Source organism: Pseudonocardia sp. CA-107938 (genome assembly GCF_050936315.1).
Classification (GTDB): Bacteria; Actinomycetota; Actinomycetes; order Mycobacteriales; family Pseudonocardiaceae; genus Pseudonocardia.
Genome location: NZ_JBNJNA010000002.1, coordinates 129,477 through 149,488 on the forward strand (window position 1 = coordinate 129,477; position 20,012 = coordinate 149,488).

General features: G+C 72.2%; 26 protein-coding genes. 15 read left to right on the forward strand and 11 right to left on the reverse strand.

Annotation, left to right across the window (positions count from 1 at the left end):
* Nucleotides 1–37: 37 nt before the first annotated feature.
* The 3 genes from ACQEVB_RS33405 to ACQEVB_RS33415 all read right to left on the reverse strand — a co-directional run bounded on the left by ACQEVB_RS33405 (nucleotide 38) and on the right by ACQEVB_RS33415 (nucleotide 3,456).
* On the reverse strand, nucleotides 38–1,942 hold the full coding sequence (locus ACQEVB_RS33405; RefSeq protein WP_432981167.1) for a GGDEF domain-containing protein: 1,905 nt from the start codon (nucleotides 1,940–1,942) through the stop codon (nucleotides 38–40).
* A gap of 412 nt (nucleotides 1,943–2,354) precedes the next feature.
* Complete coding sequence (locus ACQEVB_RS33410) at nucleotides 2,355–2,546, reverse strand: hypothetical protein (RefSeq protein WP_432981170.1); 192 nt, start codon at nucleotides 2,544–2,546, stop codon at nucleotides 2,355–2,357.
* A gap of 4 nt (nucleotides 2,547–2,550) precedes the next feature.
* Complete coding sequence (locus ACQEVB_RS33415; protein WP_432981173.1) at nucleotides 2,551–3,456, reverse strand: SPFH domain-containing protein; 906 nt, start codon at nucleotides 3,454–3,456, stop codon at nucleotides 2,551–2,553.
* Between the two features lie 139 nt (nucleotides 3,457–3,595).
* On the opposite strand from ACQEVB_RS33415, the gene lepA reads away from it, so the two are divergent.
* Together lepA and ACQEVB_RS33425 are read left to right on the forward strand one after the other, a co-directional pair.
* The gene (gene lepA / locus ACQEVB_RS33420; protein ID WP_432981176.1) at nucleotides 3,596–5,443 is read left to right on the forward strand and encodes a translation elongation factor 4; all 1,848 of its coding nucleotides are present in this window, start codon (nucleotides 3,596–3,598) and stop codon (nucleotides 5,441–5,443) included.
* Nucleotides 5,443–6,192, forward strand: a complete 750-nt coding sequence (locus ACQEVB_RS33425; protein ID WP_432981179.1) for a class I SAM-dependent methyltransferase — start codon at nucleotides 5,443–5,445, stop codon at nucleotides 6,190–6,192. The genes lepA and ACQEVB_RS33425 overlap by 1 nt, the downstream gene beginning before the upstream one ends.
* Nucleotides 6,193–6,198: 6 nt before the next feature.
* Here the strand turns inward: ACQEVB_RS33425 and ACQEVB_RS33430 are convergent, their stop codons facing one another.
* On the reverse strand, nucleotides 6,199–6,894 hold the full coding sequence (locus ACQEVB_RS33430; protein ID WP_432981182.1) for a nucleotidyltransferase domain-containing protein: 696 nt from the start codon (nucleotides 6,892–6,894) through the stop codon (nucleotides 6,199–6,201).
* A gap of 114 nt (nucleotides 6,895–7,008) precedes the next feature.
* On the opposite strand from ACQEVB_RS33430, the gene ACQEVB_RS33435 reads away from it, so the two are divergent.
* From ACQEVB_RS33435 to ACQEVB_RS33445, 3 genes are read left to right on the forward strand one after another with little or no spacing between them, the layout of a single operon-like run.
* Entirely contained in the window at nucleotides 7,009–7,572 is a 564-nt protein-coding gene (locus tag ACQEVB_RS33435) for a Uma2 family endonuclease (RefSeq protein ID WP_432981185.1), read from the forward strand.
* 40 nt (nucleotides 7,573–7,612) lie between these two features.
* Nucleotides 7,613–8,002 carry a hypothetical protein gene (locus ACQEVB_RS33440; protein ID WP_432981187.1) on the forward strand — a complete coding sequence of 130 codons (390 nt, stop codon included), beginning with the start codon at nucleotides 7,613–7,615 and terminating at the stop codon, nucleotides 8,000–8,002.
* 42 nt (nucleotides 8,003–8,044) lie between these two features.
* Nucleotides 8,045–8,713 carry an MOSC domain-containing protein gene (locus tag ACQEVB_RS33445; RefSeq protein WP_432981189.1) on the forward strand — a complete coding sequence of 223 codons (669 nt, stop codon included), beginning with the start codon at nucleotides 8,045–8,047 and terminating at the stop codon, nucleotides 8,711–8,713.
* Between the two features lie 65 nt (nucleotides 8,714–8,778).
* On the opposite strand, the gene ACQEVB_RS33450 is transcribed toward ACQEVB_RS33445, so the two are convergent.
* Together ACQEVB_RS33450 and ACQEVB_RS33455 are read right to left on the reverse strand one after the other, a co-directional pair.
* Nucleotides 8,779–9,165: a MarR family winged helix-turn-helix transcriptional regulator gene (locus tag ACQEVB_RS33450; RefSeq protein WP_432981192.1), complete on the reverse strand. Its 387-nt coding sequence runs from the start codon at nucleotides 9,163–9,165 to the stop codon at nucleotides 8,779–8,781.
* A gap of 169 nt (nucleotides 9,166–9,334) precedes the next feature.
* Entirely contained in the window at nucleotides 9,335–10,300 is a 966-nt protein-coding gene (locus ACQEVB_RS33455) for a zinc-binding dehydrogenase (protein WP_432981195.1), read from the reverse strand.
* A 43-nt stretch (nucleotides 10,301–10,343) separates the two neighbouring features.
* Here ACQEVB_RS33455 and ACQEVB_RS33460 point away from each other — a divergent pair, with 43 nt between their 5' ends.
* The 3 genes from ACQEVB_RS33460 to ACQEVB_RS33470 are packed head-to-tail and all read left to right on the forward strand — an operon-like array spanning nucleotide 10,344 to nucleotide 11,421.
* A complete protein-coding gene (locus ACQEVB_RS33460; RefSeq protein WP_432981198.1) occupies nucleotides 10,344–10,556 on the forward strand; it encodes a hypothetical protein in 213 nt (70 codons plus the stop codon).
* Nucleotides 10,556–11,032 (forward strand): ribonuclease domain-containing protein, encoded by a 477-nt coding sequence (locus tag ACQEVB_RS33465; RefSeq protein WP_432981201.1) that lies wholly within the window; start codon nucleotides 10,556–10,558, stop codon nucleotides 11,030–11,032. Before ACQEVB_RS33460 ends, ACQEVB_RS33465 begins: the two co-directional genes overlap by 1 nt.
* Nucleotides 11,033–11,043: 11 nt before the next feature.
* Nucleotides 11,044–11,421: a barstar family protein gene (locus ACQEVB_RS33470; protein ID WP_432981204.1), complete on the forward strand. Its 378-nt coding sequence runs from the start codon at nucleotides 11,044–11,046 to the stop codon at nucleotides 11,419–11,421.
* Nucleotides 11,422–11,438: 17 nt separating this feature from the next.
* On the opposite strand, the gene ACQEVB_RS33475 is transcribed toward ACQEVB_RS33470, so the two are convergent.
* Together ACQEVB_RS33475 and ACQEVB_RS33480 are read right to left on the reverse strand one after the other, a co-directional pair.
* Entirely contained in the window at nucleotides 11,439–12,005 is a 567-nt protein-coding gene (locus ACQEVB_RS33475; protein ID WP_432981207.1) for a GNAT family N-acetyltransferase, read from the reverse strand.
* A 58-nt stretch (nucleotides 12,006–12,063) separates the two neighbouring features.
* Nucleotides 12,064–12,510: a carboxymuconolactone decarboxylase family protein gene (locus ACQEVB_RS33480; RefSeq protein WP_432981210.1), complete on the reverse strand. Its 447-nt coding sequence runs from the start codon at nucleotides 12,508–12,510 to the stop codon at nucleotides 12,064–12,066.
* Nucleotides 12,511–12,599: 89 nt separating this feature from the next.
* Here ACQEVB_RS33480 and ACQEVB_RS33485 point away from each other — a divergent pair, with 89 nt between their 5' ends.
* A complete protein-coding gene (locus tag ACQEVB_RS33485) occupies nucleotides 12,600–13,472 on the forward strand; it encodes a sigma-70 family RNA polymerase sigma factor (RefSeq protein WP_432981213.1) in 873 nt (290 codons plus the stop codon).
* On the opposite strand, the gene ACQEVB_RS33490 is transcribed toward ACQEVB_RS33485, so the two are convergent.
* The gene (locus tag ACQEVB_RS33490; protein WP_432981216.1) at nucleotides 13,465–14,028 is read right to left on the reverse strand and encodes a TetR/AcrR family transcriptional regulator; all 564 of its coding nucleotides are present in this window, start codon (nucleotides 14,026–14,028) and stop codon (nucleotides 13,465–13,467) included. The two genes, ACQEVB_RS33485 and ACQEVB_RS33490, sit on opposite strands and share 8 nt — an antisense overlap.
* Before the next feature lie 54 nt (nucleotides 14,029–14,082).
* On the opposite strand from ACQEVB_RS33490, the gene qcrB reads away from it, so the two are divergent.
* Entirely contained in the window at nucleotides 14,083–15,594 is a 1,512-nt protein-coding gene (qcrB, locus tag ACQEVB_RS33495) for a cytochrome bc1 complex cytochrome b subunit (RefSeq protein ID WP_432981219.1), read from the forward strand.
* Between the two features lie 128 nt (nucleotides 15,595–15,722).
* Here qcrB and ACQEVB_RS33500 read toward each other — a convergent pair whose 3' ends face one another.
* Nucleotides 15,723–16,562, reverse strand: coding sequence for an NAD-dependent protein deacetylase (locus tag ACQEVB_RS33500; RefSeq protein ID WP_432981222.1), 840 nt, complete (start codon nucleotides 16,560–16,562; stop codon nucleotides 15,723–15,725).
* Nucleotides 16,563–16,614: 52 nt separating this feature from the next.
* Here ACQEVB_RS33500 and ACQEVB_RS33505 point away from each other — a divergent pair, with 52 nt between their 5' ends.
* The 5 genes from ACQEVB_RS33505 (at nucleotide 16,615) to ACQEVB_RS33525 (ending at nucleotide 19,245) form a co-directional block, all read left to right on the forward strand.
* Entirely contained in the window at nucleotides 16,615–17,178 is a 564-nt protein-coding gene (locus ACQEVB_RS33505; RefSeq protein WP_432981225.1) for a TetR/AcrR family transcriptional regulator, read from the forward strand.
* A complete protein-coding gene (locus tag ACQEVB_RS33510; protein WP_432981228.1) occupies nucleotides 17,175–17,753 on the forward strand; it encodes a hypothetical protein in 579 nt (192 codons plus the stop codon). The genes ACQEVB_RS33505 and ACQEVB_RS33510 overlap by 4 nt, the downstream gene beginning before the upstream one ends.
* Nucleotides 17,732–18,325, forward strand: a complete 594-nt coding sequence (locus ACQEVB_RS33515; protein ID WP_432981231.1) for a TIGR03086 family metal-binding protein — start codon at nucleotides 17,732–17,734, stop codon at nucleotides 18,323–18,325. The genes ACQEVB_RS33510 and ACQEVB_RS33515 overlap by 22 nt, the downstream gene beginning before the upstream one ends.
* Before the next feature lie 64 nt (nucleotides 18,326–18,389).
* Nucleotides 18,390–18,713, forward strand: coding sequence for a DMT family transporter (locus ACQEVB_RS33520; RefSeq protein ID WP_432981234.1), 324 nt, complete (start codon nucleotides 18,390–18,392; stop codon nucleotides 18,711–18,713).
* Nucleotides 18,706–19,245: a TetR/AcrR family transcriptional regulator gene (locus tag ACQEVB_RS33525; RefSeq protein ID WP_432981237.1), complete on the forward strand. Its 540-nt coding sequence runs from the start codon at nucleotides 18,706–18,708 to the stop codon at nucleotides 19,243–19,245. The genes ACQEVB_RS33520 and ACQEVB_RS33525 overlap by 8 nt, the downstream gene beginning before the upstream one ends.
* Here ACQEVB_RS33525 and ACQEVB_RS33530 read toward each other — a convergent pair.
* Entirely contained in the window at nucleotides 19,235–20,011 is a 777-nt protein-coding gene (locus ACQEVB_RS33530; protein WP_432981240.1) for an enoyl-CoA hydratase-related protein, read from the reverse strand. The genes ACQEVB_RS33525 and ACQEVB_RS33530 overlap by 11 nt on opposite strands.
* Nucleotide 20,012: the final 1 nt, after the last annotated feature.

Below are 20,012 nucleotides of genomic sequence, written 5' to 3' on the forward strand. Positions count from 1 at the left end.
GCACGACGGCGTGGCTGCCAGGCGGGCGGGGCGAGCGTCAGCCGAAGCGGCGGGCCCGGTCGGCGGGGCGGACGCGGCCGGGGTGGCGGTGGCGGGCACTGGGCGCGTCGGGGAGGCCGGCGCCGACGACGGTGTTGCCGCCGGCGTGCTTGGCCCGGTACATGGCGGCGTCGGCGGCGGCCAGCGCGATGGTGGGGTCGACGCCGAACGGTGCGGCGGCGACGCCGACGCTGAGGGTGACGCCGGCCGCGATGTCGTAGGGGAGCGCGGCCACGGCCTCCGTCGCCCTGGTCAGCGCGGAGACGGCGACGGGCAGTTGGGTGGCGGGCATGACGACGACGAACTCGTCGCCGCCGTAGCGGGCCACCATGTCCTGGCCGCGCCCGCCGGTGCGGAGCGCGGTGCGCAGGCAGGCGGCGATCTCGCGGAGCACGGTGTCGCCCGCGGCGTGCGACTGTGCGTCGTTGACGGTCTTGAACCCGTCGAGGTCGATCAGAGCGATCGTGCACGGCTGGCCGGACGGGCTGGAGGTGACCTCGGCGAGTCGCAGGTCCAGTGCCCGCCGGTTGGGCAGACCGGTCAGCGGGTCCTGCAGGGCCTGCGCGGCGACGGCGGACAGCTCGGAGAGCTCGTGGCCGTGTTCCCGCACGATGCGCTGGTGCTCGGTGTGGCTGCGCAGCGCGGTGAGCCGGGCCTCGCGCAGCGCCCACAGCTCGTTCTCCAGCGCAGCCGCGTAGCGGTGGGCGGCGGACCCGTCGGCGCCGGTGGCGGGGTGGTCGCCGTGCACGATCCGGTCGAGCGCGGCGACCTCCCGGTGCAGCGCCAGGTACAGCACCGACTCGCTGGTGGGTCCGCGGCCGTTCCCGCCCTGCAGGTCGTCGCGCAGCGCGACGAGGAGGGCGAGCGCGTCGTCGGCGCGGTTCGCGGCTTGCAGGCAGCGCGAGGTGGCGATGCCGAGGACGATCCGGTCGTCGTGGAAGTGCGCCTTGTCGTGCAGGGCGGTCAGCATGTCGAGCTGGTGCGGGCCGGGGTGGTGCAGGGCGAGCGCGGCGCCGATGATCGAGCACTCTTCGACGGCGGTCGGCGGGTCGCCGGCGGGCTCGGGATGCAGGGCGGTCGACCACAACGCGGCCGCGGTGCGGGCCGTCTGAGCTGCGCCGACGAACCGGGTGGCGGCGGCCGCGGCCCGGCCGGCCCGTTCCAGCCGCAGCGCCCACGACAGCTGCAGCCGCACCCGGTTCAGCTGGTTGATCAGCCGTTCCATCGGGGTGCCCCACGTGTCGGAGAGCGTGACGGCGCGGCGCGACACGTCGTCGGCGAGCTCGTGTGCTCCCAGCTTGAGCAGGACGATGACCAGGCCGTTGAGGGTGCGGGACAGCCGCCGGAACCAGTCGGCCGCGGCATCGTCGGGGAGGTCGTCCGGCGGCGAGTCGGCGACCTCGCCCAGTGTGGTGAGCGCGACGGCCGTGTCGACGAGTGCGTTGTCGCCGAAGCCGAACCGCATGGTGCGCAGCGCCCGGAAGACCGCCGCCTCGCCGAGCCGGACGGCGTCGCCGTCGCCCTCGGCGAGCCGACCGAACTCGCTGAGCTTCGCGTCGATGTCCGCGACGGCGACGGCGCCGTCGTCCTCGTCGTCGGGCACGAGCACGACGCTGATCGCGATGCGCAGCAGCTCGGCCAGCAGGGACGGCCGGTCGCGGGTGCAGGCGAGGAGGGCGTCGAGACCGCGACGGGCCTCGATGCGGCCGGTGTGCCCGGCACGCTGGTACCAGACGAGCATCCCCGACGCCCGGGAGCGGATCTCCGCGTCGGTGAGGTGGGGAGCGTCCTCCGCGCAGGTGCAGCGGGGTCCGCCGAGGATCAGCGGGCAGGGGCCGGCGGCGCGGGCACGGTTGCCAGGGCCTCGTGTCGGGCCTGCGGTCGATGGGTGTGTGGGTGTCACCCGTCGCCCCCTCGGATGGACGGTACGGCGTGGGCGTCGCCGGCGAGTGGCCGGTGACGGGACGCCGGCCCCCGACGACCCAGCGCAACATCTCGGTGCTCCATCGTGGCACGCCCACGGCCGATCGCGGGAGGGTGAATCAGGAATCCGTGCACAGTTCGAACCGTGGGTGATCTCACAGTTACCCCGTGTGGGTAGCTGCTTCGCCCGTCTCCTCGGTGCAGCGCGCCGACGACGTGCGCAGGCTCATGCAGTTCTACGGCCGTGCCGAGGGCAATGGCGCGCGACCTGTGTCGGGGTGGCTCCCACCGAAGTCGGTGTGCTCCTGCGCGACACGAAGGGTCACGGCGCCAGCCCTCGCGAAGATCAACTGACGACAATTTGCCCTTGATCACCGCCACCTCGCCCGGCCTCATCCCGGCGGGCGGCCCCGTGGGCGGGGGGACTTCGCGTCCTTCGGCAGCCGGCCGGCCTCGGCCAGTGCTTGGCGCAGCAGGAAGTCGATCTGGGCGTTGGTGCTGCGCAGCTCGTCGGCCGCCCACTTCGCGAGGGCGTCGTGGACGGCCGGGTCGAGCCGCAGCAGGAAGCTCTTGCGATCCGGCACCGGTTCAGTGGTAGAGCGAGCCGGTGTTGACGATCGGCTGGGTGGCGCGGTCGCCGCACAGCACGACGAGCAGGTTGGACACCATGGCGGCCTTACGTTCCTCGTCGAGGTCGACGATCTCGCGTTCGGACAGCTTGTCGAGCGCCATCTCGACCATGCCGACGGCGCCCTCGACGATCCGTCCGCGGGCCGCGACGACCGCCCCGGCCTGCTGGCGCTGCAGCATGGCGCCGGCGATCTCGGGCGCGTAGGCGAGGTGGGTGAGCCGCGACTCGATGATCCGCACGCCGGCCGACTCGACGCGCGCGGCGATCTCCGCGGAGAGCTCCGAGGTGATCTCGTCGGCGTTGCCGCGCAGGGAGAGGGTGTCGTCGGCGTGGGCGTCGTAGGCGTAGCTGGTGGCGATGTGCCGGATGGCGGTCTCGGTCTGGGTGTGCACGAAGTCGACGAACGAGTCGACCTCGAAGACGGCCCGTGCGGTGTCCTCCACCTGCCAGACGACGACGGCGGCGATCTCGATGGGGTTGCCGTCGAGGTCGTTGACCTTCAGGACGGCCGTCTCGTGGTTGCGGATCCGGGTGGACACGCGCCGCTTGGTGGTGAAGGGGTTGACCCAGTGCAGGCCCGGCCGGCGCACGGTGCCGGTGTAGGAGCCGACGAACTGCACGACCTTGGCCTCGCCCGGTGCGACCGTGAACAGCCCTCTGAGCAGGATCGCGCCGAGCACGGCGACCAGGATCCCCAGCACGGTGACCGCGGCGTCGCCCGTGGCGGCGAGAGCGATGCCGCCGGCGAGGACGGCGAGACCGCCGAGCAGGCCGAGGAACCCGTTGACCGAGCTGGCCCGCCGCTCCGCGACCGCGGGCTCTGGCATGTGGACGCCGCTGTCGGCGGCGGGGTGGACGGTCATCGCGCTCTCCTGTCTCGCTGGCCGATGATGTCACCACTATAGCAAAGTGATATCAGATTGTCGCGCGGCCAGGACCTGCGCGAAGCCCCTGGCCGGACATGGGACGATGGAGGTACCCGCATCCCGAGAAGGAATGTCCTTGACCTCGTTCGCCGACCAGACCTTCACCGATCCCGCGAAGATCCGGAACTTCTGCATCATCGCCCACATCGACCACGGCAAGTCGACGCTGGCCGACCGGATGTTGCAGCTCACGGGCGTCGTCGACGAGCGGCTCATGCGCGCGCAGTACCTCGACCGCATGGACATCGAGCGCGAGCGCGGCATCACGATCAAGGCCCAGAACGTGCGGTTGCCGTGGGAGGTCGGTGGCGAGCAGTACGTGCTGCACATGATCGACACGCCCGGCCACGTCGACTTCACCTACGAGGTCAGCCGCGCGCTGGAGGCGTGCGAGGGCGCGATCCTGCTGGTCGACGCCGCACAGGGGATCGAGGCGCAGACCCTGGCCAACCTGTACCTGGCCATGGAGAAGGACCTCACGATCATCCCGGTCCTCAACAAGATCGACCTGCCGGCGGCCGACCCCGACCGCTACGCCGCGGAGATCGCGCACATCGTCGGCTGCGAGGTCGACGACGTGCTGCGGGTGAGCGCGAAGACCGGGGTCGGGGTGGCCGACCTGCTCGACGAGGTCGTCGACCTGGTGCCGCCACCCGTCGGCGACGCCGACGCGCCCGCCCGCGCGATGATCTTCGACTCGGTCTACGACACCTACCGCGGCGTCGTCACCTACATCCGGGTGGTCGACGGGCGGATCGTGCCCCGCGAGCGGATCAGGATGATGTCCACGGGCGCGACCCACGAGCTGCTCGAGGTGGGCATCGTCTCGCCGGAACCGAAGCCGTCGAAGGGGCTGGGGGTCGGCGAGGTCGGCTACCTGATCACCGGGGTGAAGGACGTCCGGCAGTCGAAGGTCGGCGACACCGTCACCACCCTGCGGAACGGCGCCACCGAGGCGCTCACCGGCTACCGCGAGCCGCGGCCGATGGTCTACTCCGGGCTCTACCCCGTCGACGGCTCGCAGTACCCGGACCTGCGCGAGGCGCTGGACAAGCTGCAGCTCAACGACGCCGCGCTCACCTACGAGCCGGAGACGTCGGCGGCTCTGGGCTTCGGGTTCCGCTGCGGCTTCCTCGGCCTGCTGCACCTGGAGATCACCCGCGACCGGTTGGAGCGCGAGTACGGGCTCGACCTAATCTCCACCGCGCCCAACGTCGTCTACCGCGTCGTGAAGGACGACGGCACGGAGATGACCGTCACCAACCCGTCGGACTGGCCCAGCGGCAAGGTCGCCGAGGTCTACGAGCCCGTCGTCAAGGTCACGCTGATCGCGCCGTCCGAGTTCATCGGCGCGATCATGGAGCTGTGCCAGAGCCGGCGCGGCCAGCTCGGCGGCATGGACTACCTGTCGGAGACCCGTGTCGAGCTGCGCTACACGATGCCGCTCGGGGAGATCATCTTCGACTTCTTCGACTCGCTGAAGTCACGCACCCGCGGCTACGCCAGCCTCGACTACGAGGAGGCCGGCGAGCAGGCGGCCGACCTGGTCAAGGTCGACATCATGCTGCAGGGCGAGCCGGTGGACGCCTTCTCCGCGATCCGGCACAAGGACGACGCGTACTCCTACGGCAACATGATGGCCACGAAGCTGCGCGAGCTGATCCCGCGCCAGCAGTTCGAGGTGCCCATCCAGGCCGCGATCGGCTCGCGGATCATCGCCCGCGAGACCATCCGCGCGATGCGCAAGGACGTGCTCGCGAAGTGCTACGGCGGCGACATCACCCGCAAGCGCAAGCTCCTGGAGAAGCAGAAGGAGGGCAAGAAGCGCATGAAGACCATCGGCCGGGTCGACGTGCCGCAGGAGGCCTTCGTCGCTGCCCTCTCCACCGACGCGGCCGCGGCGGACCAGAACAAGAAGAAGTAGTGCCCGACCGCCACTTCACCGATCCGCGCCTGGTCGCGGTGTACGACGCCGTCGACGGCGAGCGCGTCGACCTCGATCCCTACGTAGCGATGGTCGAGGAGTTCGGGGCGCGCCGGGTGCTCGACATCGGCAGCGGCACCGGCGTGTTCGCCACCCGCCTCGCGGCCCGGGGGATCGACGTGGTCGGCGTCGATCCGGCGCCGGCGTCGGTGGCGTACGCGCGGGCCCGGCCCGGGGGCGACCGGGTGCGCTGGATCGAGGGCGACGCGACCGCGCTCCCGCAGTTCACCGTCGACATGGTGACGATGACGGGCAACGTGGCGCAGGCGATCGTCGACGACGAGGCGTGGCGCACGACCCTGCGTCGGTGCTGGTTGGCGCTGCACGACGACGGCCGACTGGTGTTCGAGACCCGCGACCCGGACGCGCGGGGCTGGGAGGACTGGACGCCCGAGGCGACCCGCCGGACCGTGCACGTCGACGGGATCGGCGAGGTCACGAGCTGGACCGAGCTGACCTCCGTGGAGCTGCCGCTCGTCTCGTTCCGCGGCACCTGGCGGTTCGCCGACGGCACGGAGCTGACCTCGGACTCCACCCTGTGCTTCCGCGACTACGACGAGGTGGTCGCGGAGCTGCAGGACGCGAGCTTCGTGGTCGAGGAGGTGCGCGACGCCCCGGACCGGCCCGGGCTGGAGCTCGTGATCGTCGCCCGGCCGGAGCGCGAGGGCGACTTCGACTACGACTGGTGACGCTGGTCAGCCGGGCTCGTAGTAGTGCCGTCGCACGGCCAGCAACCATGCCTCGACGGCGGTGACGTCGGGCTCGGCGGGCAGCACCGTCGGCTCCGTGCGGAACACCTCCTCGGCCTGCGCCAGCACCGGCTCCGCCGCGGACGGGTCGGCGGCGACCTGCTCGCCGAAGTCGAGGTAGGCCTGTGGGTCGACCACTCGCACCACCACCTCACCCGTGCGCCAGACGTGCGTGCCCTGCGTGATCAGCCGCCGCAGGTGCCGGGCGTGCTTCGCGATCCGCGACCGCGGCACGTCCGGGAACCGCCCGGCCGCGGTGAGGCGCTTGAACTGCTGGCCGGCGTAGCCGAGGTAGGCGTCGCGGTAGCGGGCCGCCGACCGGAACGCGTGCCGCAGCCCGACCACCTGCACGCCGAGCGGGGTGCGCTCGTCCCAGACGTCCAGCCACAACCGCTCGGTGACCGTCGGGTTCCCGGCCAGGCAGAGCGCCGCGAACTTGCCGGCCTCGTGCAGGACGACGTCGGGATCGTGGCGGGCGATGGTGGCGGCCTTGCCCGTCGGCAGGTGCAGGCCGTGGAACGCGACGGTCGGCGCGGCGTACACGCCGAGCCGGTCGATGTCGGATCCGGGCCGGTCCAGGCCGTACGCGGTCGAACCGACCACGCCGGCGAGCAGCACCTCGCGGACCCGCTCGTCGTTCATGGCGCCAGGATCCCCGGCGCGGCACCCATGAGCGATCGGTTTGCGGATCAACGGAACCGCCCGGCCGCGGGAGCCGTCTGTACCTCCCGACGGAACGAGGGGACCATGGGAGCCATGACGCAGCAGGTGTCGATCCCGTCCGGTCGCCCGTTCACGGTGGCGGACCTGGAGGCGATGCCCGATGACGGCAACCGGTACGAGCTCATCGACGGTGCGCTCATCGTGAGCCCCGCACCGAACTGGGGACACCAGGAGATGTGCGGGGCGGTCTACGTCCTCCTGCGGGCGCACTGCCCGCGGGATCTGCGGGTGATGATCGCGCCGTTCGCAGTCCAGACCGCGTACGACAGCGAGGTCCAGCCCGACGTGCTGGTGGCCCGCTTCGCCGACCTGCGCTCGAAGCACCTGCCGGTGGCGCCGCTGCTGGCGGTGGAGGTCCTGTCGCGGAGCACCGCGCTGCTGGATCGCAACACGAAGAAGGCGCACTACGCGCGGATGGGCGTGCCGTCGTACTGGCTGCTCGATCCCACCGAGCCCGGCTCGCTCACGGTGTTCGCGCTGCGCGACGGGCAGTACGCGGAGATCGCGCACCTCGTCGGCGACGAGGAGTTCCTGGCCGTCGACCCGTTCCCGGTCACGGTGGTGCCGGCCCGGCTCCTGGACGGCACCCGCCCCTGAACCGCCCCCGAACCGCCCGCGCGTGCGTCACGATGGGGTGGTGAACGCCGACACGATCCTGCCGCCGATCGGTCCCGCGTCGCCGGGCCAGACCACGTTGGCCGCCGCGGTGCTCCTGATCGTCCTGGTCATCGGGTTCTTCACCGGCCGCGCGAAGAACCGGTTCGGTCTCCTGCTCGGCGGGTTGATCGCGCTGGTGGTGGCCGGGGTGGCGCTCACCGCGCTGGCCGGCGTCCGGTTCGCGGACCGGGCCGCGTGGTTCGGTGCCCTGCTGCCGCTGACGGTGCCGCTGCTCGTCGCGTTCCTCGCGGGCTGGCTGGGTGCGCGGGCCGGCTGGTTCGCCCGGCTCGCCATCCTGCTGGTGGCCGTGCTCGTGCTGGCCGCGTTCCCGTACGCGGCGGTCACGGCGCGGATGGCGGCGGTCGGCTGAAATCACGCCTGGCGCCGCGGTTCGCGATGGCAGGCTGAGGGCATGCCCGCACAGTCCGGCACGGTCGTTGCCGTCAACCTCGCCGTCGTCCGCACCGACGAGTTCACGCGCGTGAAGAGCGGTCGCTCCGGCATCGACAAGCGCCCGGTCGACCACCCGGTCCTGCTCGACGTGCTCGGCGTCGAGGGCGACACGATCTGCGACACCGCCAACCACGGCGGCGCCGACCAGGCCGTCTACGCGTACTCGACCGTCGACCTGGCGTTCTGGGCGGCCGAGCTGGGCCAGGAGTTCACCCCGGGCGGGGTCGGCGAGAACCTCACCCTCGATGGCATCGACTGCTCGGGCGCGGTCGTGGGCGAGCGCTGGCGCATCGGAGACGCGGAGGAGGGTCCGATCCTGCAGGTGCGCGGCCCGCGCATCCCGTGCCGGGTGTTCGCCGGGTTCCGGCAGACGCCCGACCTGGTCAAGCGCTTCCTCGCCGCCGGCCGGCCCGGCAGCTACCTCGCCGTCGATCGGCCGGGGTACGTGCGGGCGGGCGACAGTGTGACCGTGCTCGACGTACCCGAGCACGGCACCACGGTCGCGGACGTCATGGCCGCCTACGCCGGCGACCGGACCCGGCTGGAGAAGCTGACCGCGGCGCGCGATCACCTCTCGGCGGAGAAGCGGGAGTGGTTCGACCGGATCGTGGCCCGGCTGTCGGCCTGAACCAGGCCCGACATGACGGGGCCGGCTGCCCACGAGGGGTCAGCCGGCCAGGGGACTGCTCGGGTTCAGCTCGCGGTGGCGAGCACTTCGAGGAGCTCCGCGAGGTGCGCCCGTTCCGTGGTGGCGGGGGCGCCGATGACGGCTCCGGCGTCGCGTTCGACGCGGCCGCAGACGCGCTCGACGACGGCCCGGCCGTCGGCGGCGAGGTGCACGAGCACCCGTCGCCGGTCGAGGGGGTCGGTACGGCGGAAGGCGAGCTGCGCGGCGACCAGGCGGTCGACCACGCGGGTGGCGGTGGGAGCGGGCAGCGCGGTGTGCGAAGCGATCTCGCCCATGCTGCGACCGCCGCCGCGGGCGAGCATCAACAGCACTCGCCAGCCGTCGCGGCTCACCCCCTCGGCACCGGTGACGGGGGTCAGTGCGGTCGCGACTGCGCGGTCCAGACGGTCCAACAGATCGACGAGACCTGCGACGCGCGGCGCCGGGATGGGTAGCGTTCCCGGCGCCATTCGACTAGGTGGCTCAGACACGGTCACACACTGTACGTCGTCTCCAGTTCGCAAAGGATGGCGAACTGGAACAAAACCGAGACGAACGGCGTCTTGACAGCGCCGAACGGTCTCAGCGCGTGAGTACGATCTTGCCAGCAGTGTGACCTTCGACCATTGCGCGGAAGCCGTCGGCGGCCTTCTCCATGGGCAGCTCGAGCCCGATCTCAGGCCGGATGCCGCTCGTCACGACGAACGCGAGCAGGTCCACGAGCTCCGCGCGCGTGCCCATCGTGGAGCCCACGACGCGCATCTGCTGGAAGAAGATCCTGGCCAGATCCTCCTTAGGGCCGAACCCGCTCGTTGCGCCGCACGTCACGACGATCCCGCCGGGTTTGAGCGACTTGAGCGAGTGCGCCCACGTGGCCTCGCCCACACTGTCCATCACCGCATCGACGCGCTCGGGCAACCGCTCGCCGGACGCGAACGTCGCGTGCGCGCCGAGCCGCTCCGCGAGCGCGCGCTTCTCGTCGTCACGCCCCGTGACCCACATCCGCAACCCGGCCGCCCGGCCGAGCTGGACGAGCGCCGTCGACACCCCGCCCGACGCGCCCTGCACGAGCACCGTCTGCCCGGGGCGCACGCCGGAGCGGGTGAACAGCATCCGGTACGCCGTGAGCCACGCCGTGCCCATGACGGCGGCCTGCGCGGTGGAGAGCCCGTCCGGGATCGGCACGACGTTGCGCCGCGGCACGACGACGGTGTCGGCCATCGTGCCCTGCAGCTTCTCGGTGAGCAGGGTGCGCTTCGGGTCGAGCGTCTCGTCGCCGCGCCAGTCCGGGTCGCCGACCACCGGGTAGAGCGCGACCGGGGTGCCGTCGTCGAGCGTGCCGGCGCCGTCGCAGCCCAGGATCATCGGGAACTGCTCGGCCTTGATGCCGACGCCGCGCAGCGTGAACACGTCGTGCATGTTGAGGCTCGCCGCGGCCACGGTGACCGCGACGTACCCGTCCGGGACCTGCGGATCGGGGCGCTCGCCCACGACCAGGCCGTCGAGCGGGGCGTCCGGGTTCGGTGCGGAGGCGTAGACGGCGAACATGCTCGCGAATGTAGTGCTTCGGCGCCCGGTCTACTGTGTGGGCGTGATCAGGGCCCTCGTCGACTGGTGGGACTCGGTCGAGCTGTGGCTCACCCAGCTCGCGTTCCCGCTGCAGGTGCTGCTGGCCGCGGTGGTGCTGCTGCCGCTGTGCTGGTTCGCCGCTGCCGGCGCCGACCGGCTCCTCGACGGGGTCACCGATCTCGTGCTGGCCAAGGTGCGCGGCCGCCGCTCGACCCCGCCGGAGGGCCGGTCCTGATGCTCGGGACGAGGGCCGTCCGGATCGTCGCCGGGCTGCTCGCCGTCCTGCTGGTGCTCGCCGGCATCGCCTACCTCGTCCGGCCGGCCGGCGGGGCGCCCGCGCAGCAGGTGCAGCCGGCCGCCTGCGCGGTCCGCGCCGATCCCGTGCCCGGTGCCGCCGAGTCCGGGCTGCCGGTGCAGCCGCTGTGTGCCCTCCCGGCCGAGGTCGCGCGCACGTGGCAGCTGATCGCGGCCGACGGCCCGTTCCCCTACGAGCGGGACGGGATCGTCTTCAACAACCGCGAACGGCTCCTGCCCCAGCGGCCGAGCGGCTGGTACCACGAGTACACGGTCCCGACGCCGGGGTCGAAGGACCGCGGCGCGCGCCGGCTGGTCACCGGTGGGTCACCCGGCCCGGACCGGCAGGTCTTCTACTCCGGCGACCACTACCGCAGCTTCGTCGTCGTCGACGTGACGGCGGGAGCGACGTCGTGAGGGGTGGGGTCGTGCGCACGTCGATGGACGCGAGCGCGGCGGCGGCCGAGGCACGGTCCCGCGGAGCGGTCGTCGGGGTCGTCGGGCCGGCTGCCCGTCCGGGGGACCTCCTCACGCAGATCGGCCGGGAGCTGCAGTTCCCCGACTACTACGGGCACAACCTCGACGCGCTCGAGGAGTGCCTGGCCGACCTGTCGTGGCTGCCCGACGGCGAGGTCGTGCTGGTCTGGGACGGCGCCGACGACCTGCGCCGCGCCGACCCGACCGGCCACGCCGCGCTGCTGGAGGTGCTCACCGCGGCGGTCGAGGAGCGCGCCGGGACCCACCGCCCGCTCCAGGTGGTGCTCCCCAGCCCACCGGCGAACGCGACGAGAACGACCTTGCCGTGATCAACAGGGCTTGTTGATCACGACAAGGTCGTTCTCGACGGGGCGGTGTGCGGCCGGCGGTCGCGCGCGAGCATCACGAAGAGGGCGACGTCGTGGTACTCGCCGTCCTCGTGGAAGCGCTCGTGGAAGGTGCCCTCGCGCCAGAAGCCGAGCCGGCGCAGCATCCTGATCGACGCCGCGTTGACGTCGTTCGTGTGCGCCTCCACCCGGTTGAGGCGCAGGTCCGCGAAGCCGTGGTCGAGCACGGCGCGCATCGCCTCGGACATCAGCCCCCGGCCCCACAGCTGCCGCGCCAGGTCGTATCCGATCGCGGCGCGGGCGTGTGCGGCGACGACCTCGTTGTAGCCGAGCAGGCCGCGCACGGTGTCGTCGCCGCGCAGGGTGAGCCCCCAGTGCCGGGCGCCGATCGTGCGGTGCTCGGCGGCCAGCCGTTCGATCAGTTCGGCGGCCTGCGCCGGCTCGGTCAGCGGCGGGTCGTTCCACCGCTGCTCCACCGGGTCGCTGCGGAAGGCGTAGAGCGCGTCCGCGTCCGCTGCCGCCAGCGGGCGCAGCACCAGCCGTTCGGTCTCCAGCACGGGGATCACGGCGGGAGTGTGGACCGGCGCTCCGACCGCGTTCCACGGCGGGGCGCCGGTCGATCTCCTACCACTTCTGGCCGGACGGCTGGCGCGTGGCGCAGTTGAGCCGGTTCCACACGTTGATGCCGGCGATCGACAGGAGCAGGGCGGACAGCCCCTTCTCGTCGTAGACGTCGGCGGCGGCGTCCCACACCGCGTCCGGGACGGCGTCGGGGTTGTCCGCGATCCGGGTCACGCTCTCCGCGAGCGCCAGCGCGGCGCGCTCGGCGTCGGAGAAGCGCGGCGACTCGCGCCACGCCCCGACGGCCCAGATCTTCTCGTCGGGCTCGCCGGCCTCCTTCATCTCGCGGGCGTGCATCTCCACGCAGACGCTGCAGCCGTTGATCTGGCTCGCGCGCAGGTGCATCAGGTGGTGGGTGGTGGCCGGCACGGTGGTGACCGTCATGATCGCCTTGTGGAGGTTCTGCAGCGCCTTCATCGCGTCGGGAAGGACGAAGACGGGGCTGGTCATGCGAGCCTGCATCGGGATCTCCTGTGGTGTCACACCCGGCGTCTCCGGGCGGTCATGGAGGTGACCCGCCGCGACGGAAGGATGTGACAGTGCAGGACGAAGATTTCTGGCTGGATCGCTTCGAGGAGCATCGGCCCAGGTTGCGGGCCGTCGCCTACCGCATGCTCGGCTCGCACGCCGAGGCCGACGACGCCCTGCAGGAGACCTGGCTGCGCATCTCCCGCGCGTCCGGGCGGGAGGTGGAGAACGTCGCCGGCTGGTTGACCACGATCGTCTCGCGGCAGTGCCTCAACATGCTGCGGGCGCGCAGCACCCGCCGCGAGGAGGCGCTCGACACGCACGTGCCCGACCCCGTCGTCAGCGACGGCCCGGCGGGCGACCCGGCCGAGCAGAACGCGCTCGCCGACACCGTCGGCATCGCGCTGCTGGTGGTGCTCGACTCGCTGGAGCCGGCAGAGCGGCTCGCCTTCGTGCTGCACGACATGTTCGGGCTGCCGTTCGAGGACATCGCACCGCTGGTGGAGCGCACCCCGGCGGCGGCCCGGCAGCTCGCCAGCCGCGCGCGGCGGCGGGTGCAGGGCCGGTCACTGGACGGGCGGCCGGACCCGGTGCGGCAGCGCGCGGTCGTCGACGCGTGGGCGGCCGCGTCGCGCGCAGGCGACTTCGAGGGCCTGCTCTCACTGCTGCACCCCGACGCCGTGCTACGCGTGGACGCCGGGGCCGGTTCGCCGCTCAGCAGGCTCGTGCGCGGGGCCGCGCAGATCGCGGGGTCGGCGGTCGCGTTCCGCCGGATCGGTGCCGTCGACGCCCGGATCGCACTGGTCAACGGGTTGCCCGGCATCGTGACCTCGATGCACGGCCGGGTCGTGTCGGTGCTCGCCTTCACGGTGGTGGACGGGCTGGTCACCGAGATCGACATCCTGAACGACCGGGAGCGGCTGGCCGCGCTCGGGATCAGCTGAGCATCCCGTCGAGGAACTCGCGGAAGACGGCGGTGAGCTCGTCGATGCTCATCGCCGGCTCCGCGGCGACGCAGACGTGGAAGACCAGGCCGTCCACGAACGCGTTCAGCTGTCGGGCGTGCCGGTCTGGTGCGGTCGACCCGATGGTCGTCAGCACGTCGTGAGCTGCCCGCCGCAGGGCGGCGCCCGCCCGGTTCATCTCCTGCTGCAGCTCGGGTCGACGGACGGCCTCCATGGCGAGCTCGTAGCGCGCGATCATGCGGGTCCGGTCGCTCATGAGCAGGGCGTCGACGGCCTCGGCGAGCAGCCGCGCGAGGTCGGCCGTCCGGGTGGGGAGGCGGTCGGTGATCGCGCCGAAGGCGGCGGCGTTGAGATCGATGAACCGCTCGACCGTCAGCGTCAGGAGCGCTGCGCGGGTGCGCGCGATGTTCGACGTCGAACCGGTCGGGAGGCCGGCCCGGTGGTCGACCGCGCGGTGGGTGAGCGCGCGGCTGCCCTGCTCGCCGAGCACGGCGATGGCCGCGTCGGCGATCACCTGCGCCCGCTCCGTCAGCACCGGGGAACCCTACCGGGCTCGCCGCGGTCAAACTACAGATGTAGTCTGCTGGTCATGGGGACGATCGACGAGCTGGACCAGCGGTTCCACCCGGCCGCGGGGATGCGCAGGCAGTTCAACAAGGTCTTCCCCACCCACTGGTCGTTCATGCTGGACGAGGTCGCGCTCTACAGCTTCATCGTGCTGCTGCTCACCGGGGTGTTCCTCGGGTTGTTCTTCGACCCCTCGATGGCCGAGGTCAAGTACGAAGGCTCGTTCGACAACCTGCGCGACGTGTGGATGAGCCGCGCCTACGCGTCGACCCTGCACATCTCGTTCGACGTGCGCGGCGGGCTGTTCATCCGCCAGGTGCACCACTGGGCAGCGCTGCTGTTCATGGGCGCGATGGTCGCCCACATGCTGCGCACGTTCTTCACCGGCGCGTTCCGCAAGCCGCGCGAGACCAACTGGGTGCTCGGCGTGCTGCTGCTGTTCATCGGGTTCTTCGCCGGGTTCACCGGCTACTCGCTGCCCGACGACCTGCTGTCCGGCACCGGCCTGCGGATCGCGTCCGGGTTCACGCTCTCCGTCCCCGTCGTCGGCACGTGGGCGCACCACATGCTCTTCGGCGGGGAGTTCCCGGGCACGGAGGTCATCCCGCGGCTCTACATCATCCATGTGCTGCTCCTGCCGGGCATCCTGCTCGCGCTGATCGCCGCGCACGTCGGGCTCGTCTGGTACCAGAAGCACACCCAGTTCCCCGGCGCCGGTCGCACCGAGCAGAACGTCGTCGGGGTGCGGATCCTCCCTGCGTTCGCGGCCAAGGGTGGTGCGTTCTTCGCCGTCACCGTCGGGGTGATCGCGCTCATGGCCGGGCTGCTGCAGATCAACTCGATCTGGAACTTCGGTCCCTACGTGGCCGGCCACATCTCCGCCGGGTCCCAGCCCGACTGGTACGTGCTGTTCAGCGACGGCATGCTGCGGATCTTCCCGGCCTGGGACGTCACGATCGGCGACTACTCGATCCCCAGCGCGTTCTGGGCGAGCCCGCTGTTCCTGCCGCTCATCCACGTGCTGCTGGGCGCGTACCCGTGGATCGAGCGGCGGCTCACGGGTGATCGCGAGCGGCACAACCTGCTGCAACGGCCGCGCGACGCACCCGTCCGCACGTCGCTCGGGGTGATGGCGGTGACGTTCTACGTCGTGCTGGCGCTCTCGGCGACGAACGACTGGATCGCCTACTTCTTCGACGTCTCCCTCAACGCCACGACGTGGGCCGGCCGCATCGGCGTGCTCGTGGCGCCGCCCCTGGCGTACTGGGTGACCTACCGGGTCTGCCTCGGCCTGCAGCGCGCCGACCGGGACGTCCTGGAGCACGGCATCGAGACCGGCGTCATCAAGCGGCTCCCGCACGGCGCGTTCATCGAGGTGCACCAGCCGCTGGCGGACCGCCCCCTGACGTACCAGGGTGCCCCGGTGCCGAAGCGCATGAACCAGCTCGGCGCGGGCGGCCGAGCAGTCCCCGGCTCGCTTCTCTCGCCGGACCCGCCGGCGGAGACGTCAGCCCTGGAACGGTCCCACCGGTGACGCTGGGTCACCCACAGCACCCCGGGGTACGCGTCGAGAACGAACTTACGGTGATCAACAGGCCCTGTTGATCACCACAAGTTCGTTCTCGACGGAAAACCTGGGCCCGGGGTGACCGAGGGTGAGGGTCAACCGAGGTGGGCGGCCAGCTGCTCCAGGGTTTCCGAGCAGCCGGCGTCCACCCGCAACGTGGCGAGGGGGTCGCCGCGGGTCTCGCCCCGGTTGACGATCACGACGGGCGTGCCCTGCTTCGCCGCGTGCCGCACGAACCGCAGGCCCGACATCACCGTCAACGACGAGCCGGCCACCAGCAGCGCGCCGCCCGCGGCGCCGACGTCCTCGACGAGCGCGTACGAGCGCGCCACCCGCTCCTTCGGCACGTTCTCGCCGAAGAAGACGACGTCCGGTTTGAGCACGCCGCCGCAGTCGAGGCACGGCGCGGTACGGAAGCCGTCGGTCGCCTCCAGCACCGCGTCGCCGTCGGGGGCGGCCTCGATGGCCGCGCCCGCCGCCTCGACGAAGCCGGGGTTGAGCGCCGTCAGCCGCTCCTGCAGCCGCGCCCGCGAACCGGTGCGCCGGCAGCCGAGGCAGACGACCGCGTCGATGCGGCCGTGGAGATCGACGACGGTGCGCTGGCCGGCGGCACCGTGCAGCCCGTCGACGTTCTGGGTGATCACCCCGCGCAGCCGCCCGGTCCGTTCCAGCTCGACGAGCGCGCGATGCCCGGCGTTCGGCTCCGCGTGTGCCATCCGGGCCCAGCCGACGTGGCTGCGCGCCCAGTAGCGGCGCTGCGCCACCGGCCCCGACACGAACTCCTGGTACGTCATCGGCGTGCGCCGGGGTGATCCCGGGCCGCGGTAGTCGGGGATGCCCGAGTCGGTGGAGAGGCCCGCCCCGGTCAACGCCACCAGCGGACGACCGGCCAGCACCCCGAGTGCCGCGTCGACCGGTTCCTCCAGCACCTGCACCGTTCCAGGCTAACCCTGGCGGCGTGAAACTAATGCTGTTAGTATTTCACCTATGGTTGTTCGAGCGGGGTTGACCACGGCGAAGGTCGTGGACATCGCCCTGGAGGTGATCGACGAGCACGGCCTCGACGGGCTGACGCTCGCGATCGTCGCCAAGCGCGCCGGGGTCGCCACGCCGTCGCTCTACAACCACGTGGCGAGCCTCGGCGAGCTGCGTGGCCACGTGGGCGTGCGCCTGCTGGACGAGATGACCGGCCGGTTCACGGCAGCCGTGCTCGGGCTCTCGGGCGACGCGGCCGTCGAGGCGCTCGCGCACGAGTACCGCGCCTACGTCCAGGAGCACCCGAAGCGCTACGCGGCCATGCCCATGGACCCGATGCACGACCCGCTCCAGCAGGCCGCCGGCACGCAGCTCGTGCAGGTCATGCTCGCGACGCTGCGCGGCTACGGCCTGACCGGCTCGGCGGCCATCCATGCCACCCGTCGCCTGCGGGTGATCGTGCACGGGTTCGCGTCGATCGAGTCCGGCGGCGGGTTCGGCCTCCCCGAAGGCCTCGACGACACCTACGACCAGCTCATCCGCATGTACCTCGACGATCTCAGGAGAACGACGTGAGAATCCCCTTGGCCGCCGCCGGGCTGCTCTTCCTGCTCTACCCCGCCCTCCGGCCGTGGGAGGACGAGTCGACCCCGGCCGGCGCCGCTGCCGCGATGGGGTCGCAGGCGTGGGTCTGGTCCCACCTGTTCGCCATGATCGGGTTCATCCTGGTGCCGATCGCGCTGCTGGGCATCCGCCGGGCCGCCGCCGTCACGTTCTGGGTGGGCGCCGGGCTGACGCTGCCGTACTACGGCGCCGAGGACTTCGCGCTCCACGAGATCGCCGCGCAGCCCAACCTGGTCCAGCTGGCCGAGGCCGTGCGCTACAACCCGGTCGCCGTCACGACCTTCGCGCTCGGGCTGGTGACCATGGCCGTCGCCGGGATCATGGTCGCGCTGGCCGAGCGGACGGCGGCGGCGTGGGTGTTCGCCGCCGGGTTCGCGCTGTTCCTGCCGCAGTTCTTCGCCCCGCCGGCGTTCCGGATCGCGCACGGGGTGCTCGTGCTGGTCGGGTGCGTGTGGCTGGCGCGTTCGTCCAATCCACGCGGCTCCCGTCGCGACAGCATGGACACATGGATCACGCAGACCACATGAAGGACAGCGTCGAGGTCGCCGTGGCCGCCATCCGCGCGGCCGACCCGGCCCGCTTCGACGACCCGACACCCTGCACGGAGTTCACGCTCGGCAAGGTCGTCAACCACCTCGCGTTCGGTCTCCTGCTGGCCGAGCTGGCCGGGCGCAAGCAGGAGTGGGACGCCGACTGGGACCCGAACGGCACCGCTCCGTACCTGGTCGGACATCCCGAGTCCGAGTGGGCCCGGCTCGCCGCCGAGCAGGGCGAGCGGGTCGTCCGGGCCTGGGCGGAGCCGACGGCGTGGGACGGCGACGCGCCGTTCGGTGGCGCCACGATGCCGGCGCCGGCGGTCGGCTCGATGATGACCGCCGAGTTCGTCCTGCACGGCTGGGACGTGGCCCGTGGCGCGGGCGCGCGGCTCGCCGAGGTGTCGCCCGATCTCGCGGCGACGGTGCTGGAGGGTGTGCGCGCGATCGCCCCGATGGGCCGCGACGGCGGCTGGTTCGGCGCGGAGGTGCCGGTCGGCGCCGACGCGACCACGCTGGACCGGGCGCTGGCCGAGTCGGGCCGCGACCCGGGCTGGACGGCCTGACCCTGGAAGTTGAGCGATCGCTCCAGTAGTATGTGGAGCGATCGCTCAACAAGGGAGTGGCCTCGTGTGGTTCTGGCTGTTCGGCGCGATCGCCGCGGAGGTCTTCGGCACGATCTCCCTCCGCTTCGCCGAAGGCTTCACCCGGCCGCTCCCGTCGGTGTTCGTCGTGCTCGGGTACGGGTTCGCGTTCTTCGCTCTGTCCCAGGCGCTGGTACGCGGCATGCCGGTCGGCGTCGCGTACGGCACGTGGTCGGCGCTGGGGGTGCTGCTCGTGGCCGGCATCGGTGCCGCGTTCCTCGGGGAGTCGCTGACCTGGGTGCAGGTGGGCGGTCTCGTGCTCGTCGTCGCCGGAGTCCTGGCGTTGGAGCTGGGCGCGCAACATGCCTGAGGTCGACGGCCGACGCCGGCGCGGCCAGGAACGCCGCCGCGCCCTGCTCGACGCGGCACTGGCCGTCATCGGCCGGGACGGGCTCGCGGCCGTGTCGCAGCGCTCCGTCGCCGCGGAGGCCGGGGTGCCGCCCAGCGCCGTGTACTACTACTTCGCCACGCTCGACGACCTCGTCGACGCCGCACTGGTCGAGGTGAACGACCGGTGCATCACCGAGCTGCGGGACGCCGCCACCGCTGCCGATCCGGTGCGCGCGGTCGCCGCGGCCACCGTCGACGCCGGCCGGCGCACCCGCGGCGAGGCGCTGGCCGAACTGGAGCTGTGGCTGCTGGCCGCCCGCACCCCGCGGCACGCCCCGGAGCTGCAGCGATGGGACGCCGAGCTGGAAGCGGTCGCGGCCGCCCTCACCGACGACCCCGTCGCCGTCGACGCCGTGACCGCCGCGCTGACCGGCTACTACTGGCAGGCCGCGACCGGCGACGGGTACGACGTCGACCGACTGGAGGCGATCCTGCGGCGGCTCACTCGGTGAGCACGGCCCAGGCCGGGGGGCGCTTCTCCGCGAACGCGCGGATCCCCTCCTGGCCCTCCTCGCCCGCGAAGTGCGCGGCCGACAGCTCCAGCATCGCGGCGAAGCGCTCCGCCATCGGCGCGGACCGGTCGCCGCGCAGCATCTCCTTCGTCGCCGCCAGCGCCCCCGGGGCGCCGAGCCGGAACATCTCGGCGTAGCGGGCGACCTCCGCGTCGAGCCCGTCGGCCGGCACGGCGCTGTTGACCAGCCCGATCTCCGCGGCCCGCACGCCGTCGAACGTCTCGCCGGTGAGGAACAGCTCGTGCCCGGCCCGTGGCGACAGGCGCGGCAGCACCACCACCGAGATCACCGCCGGCACCACACCGATCCGCACCTCCGTGAACGCGAACGTGGCGTCCTGCGCCGCCACGGCCACGTCGCAGGCCGCGATGATCCCGACCCCGCCGGCCCGCGCCGGCCCGGCCACCCGCGCGACGACGGGGGTGGGTGACTCCCAGATCAGCTGCAGGATCCGCGGCACCTCGGTGATGCCCTGCTGCTGAGCACTCGCCCCGCGGGACTCCTTGAGGTCCATCCCCGAGCAGAACACCCGACCCGTGTGCGTCAGCACGATCACCCGGGCGGCCGGGTCCGCGATCGCCGACTCCAGGTGCGCCAGCAGCTCCCGGCGCAGCTGCGCCGACAGCGCGTTGCGGTTGTCGGGGGAGTCGAGGGTGATCGTCGCGACGCCCGCGGCGACGTCGAGGTGGACCAGTTCGGAGCTCACG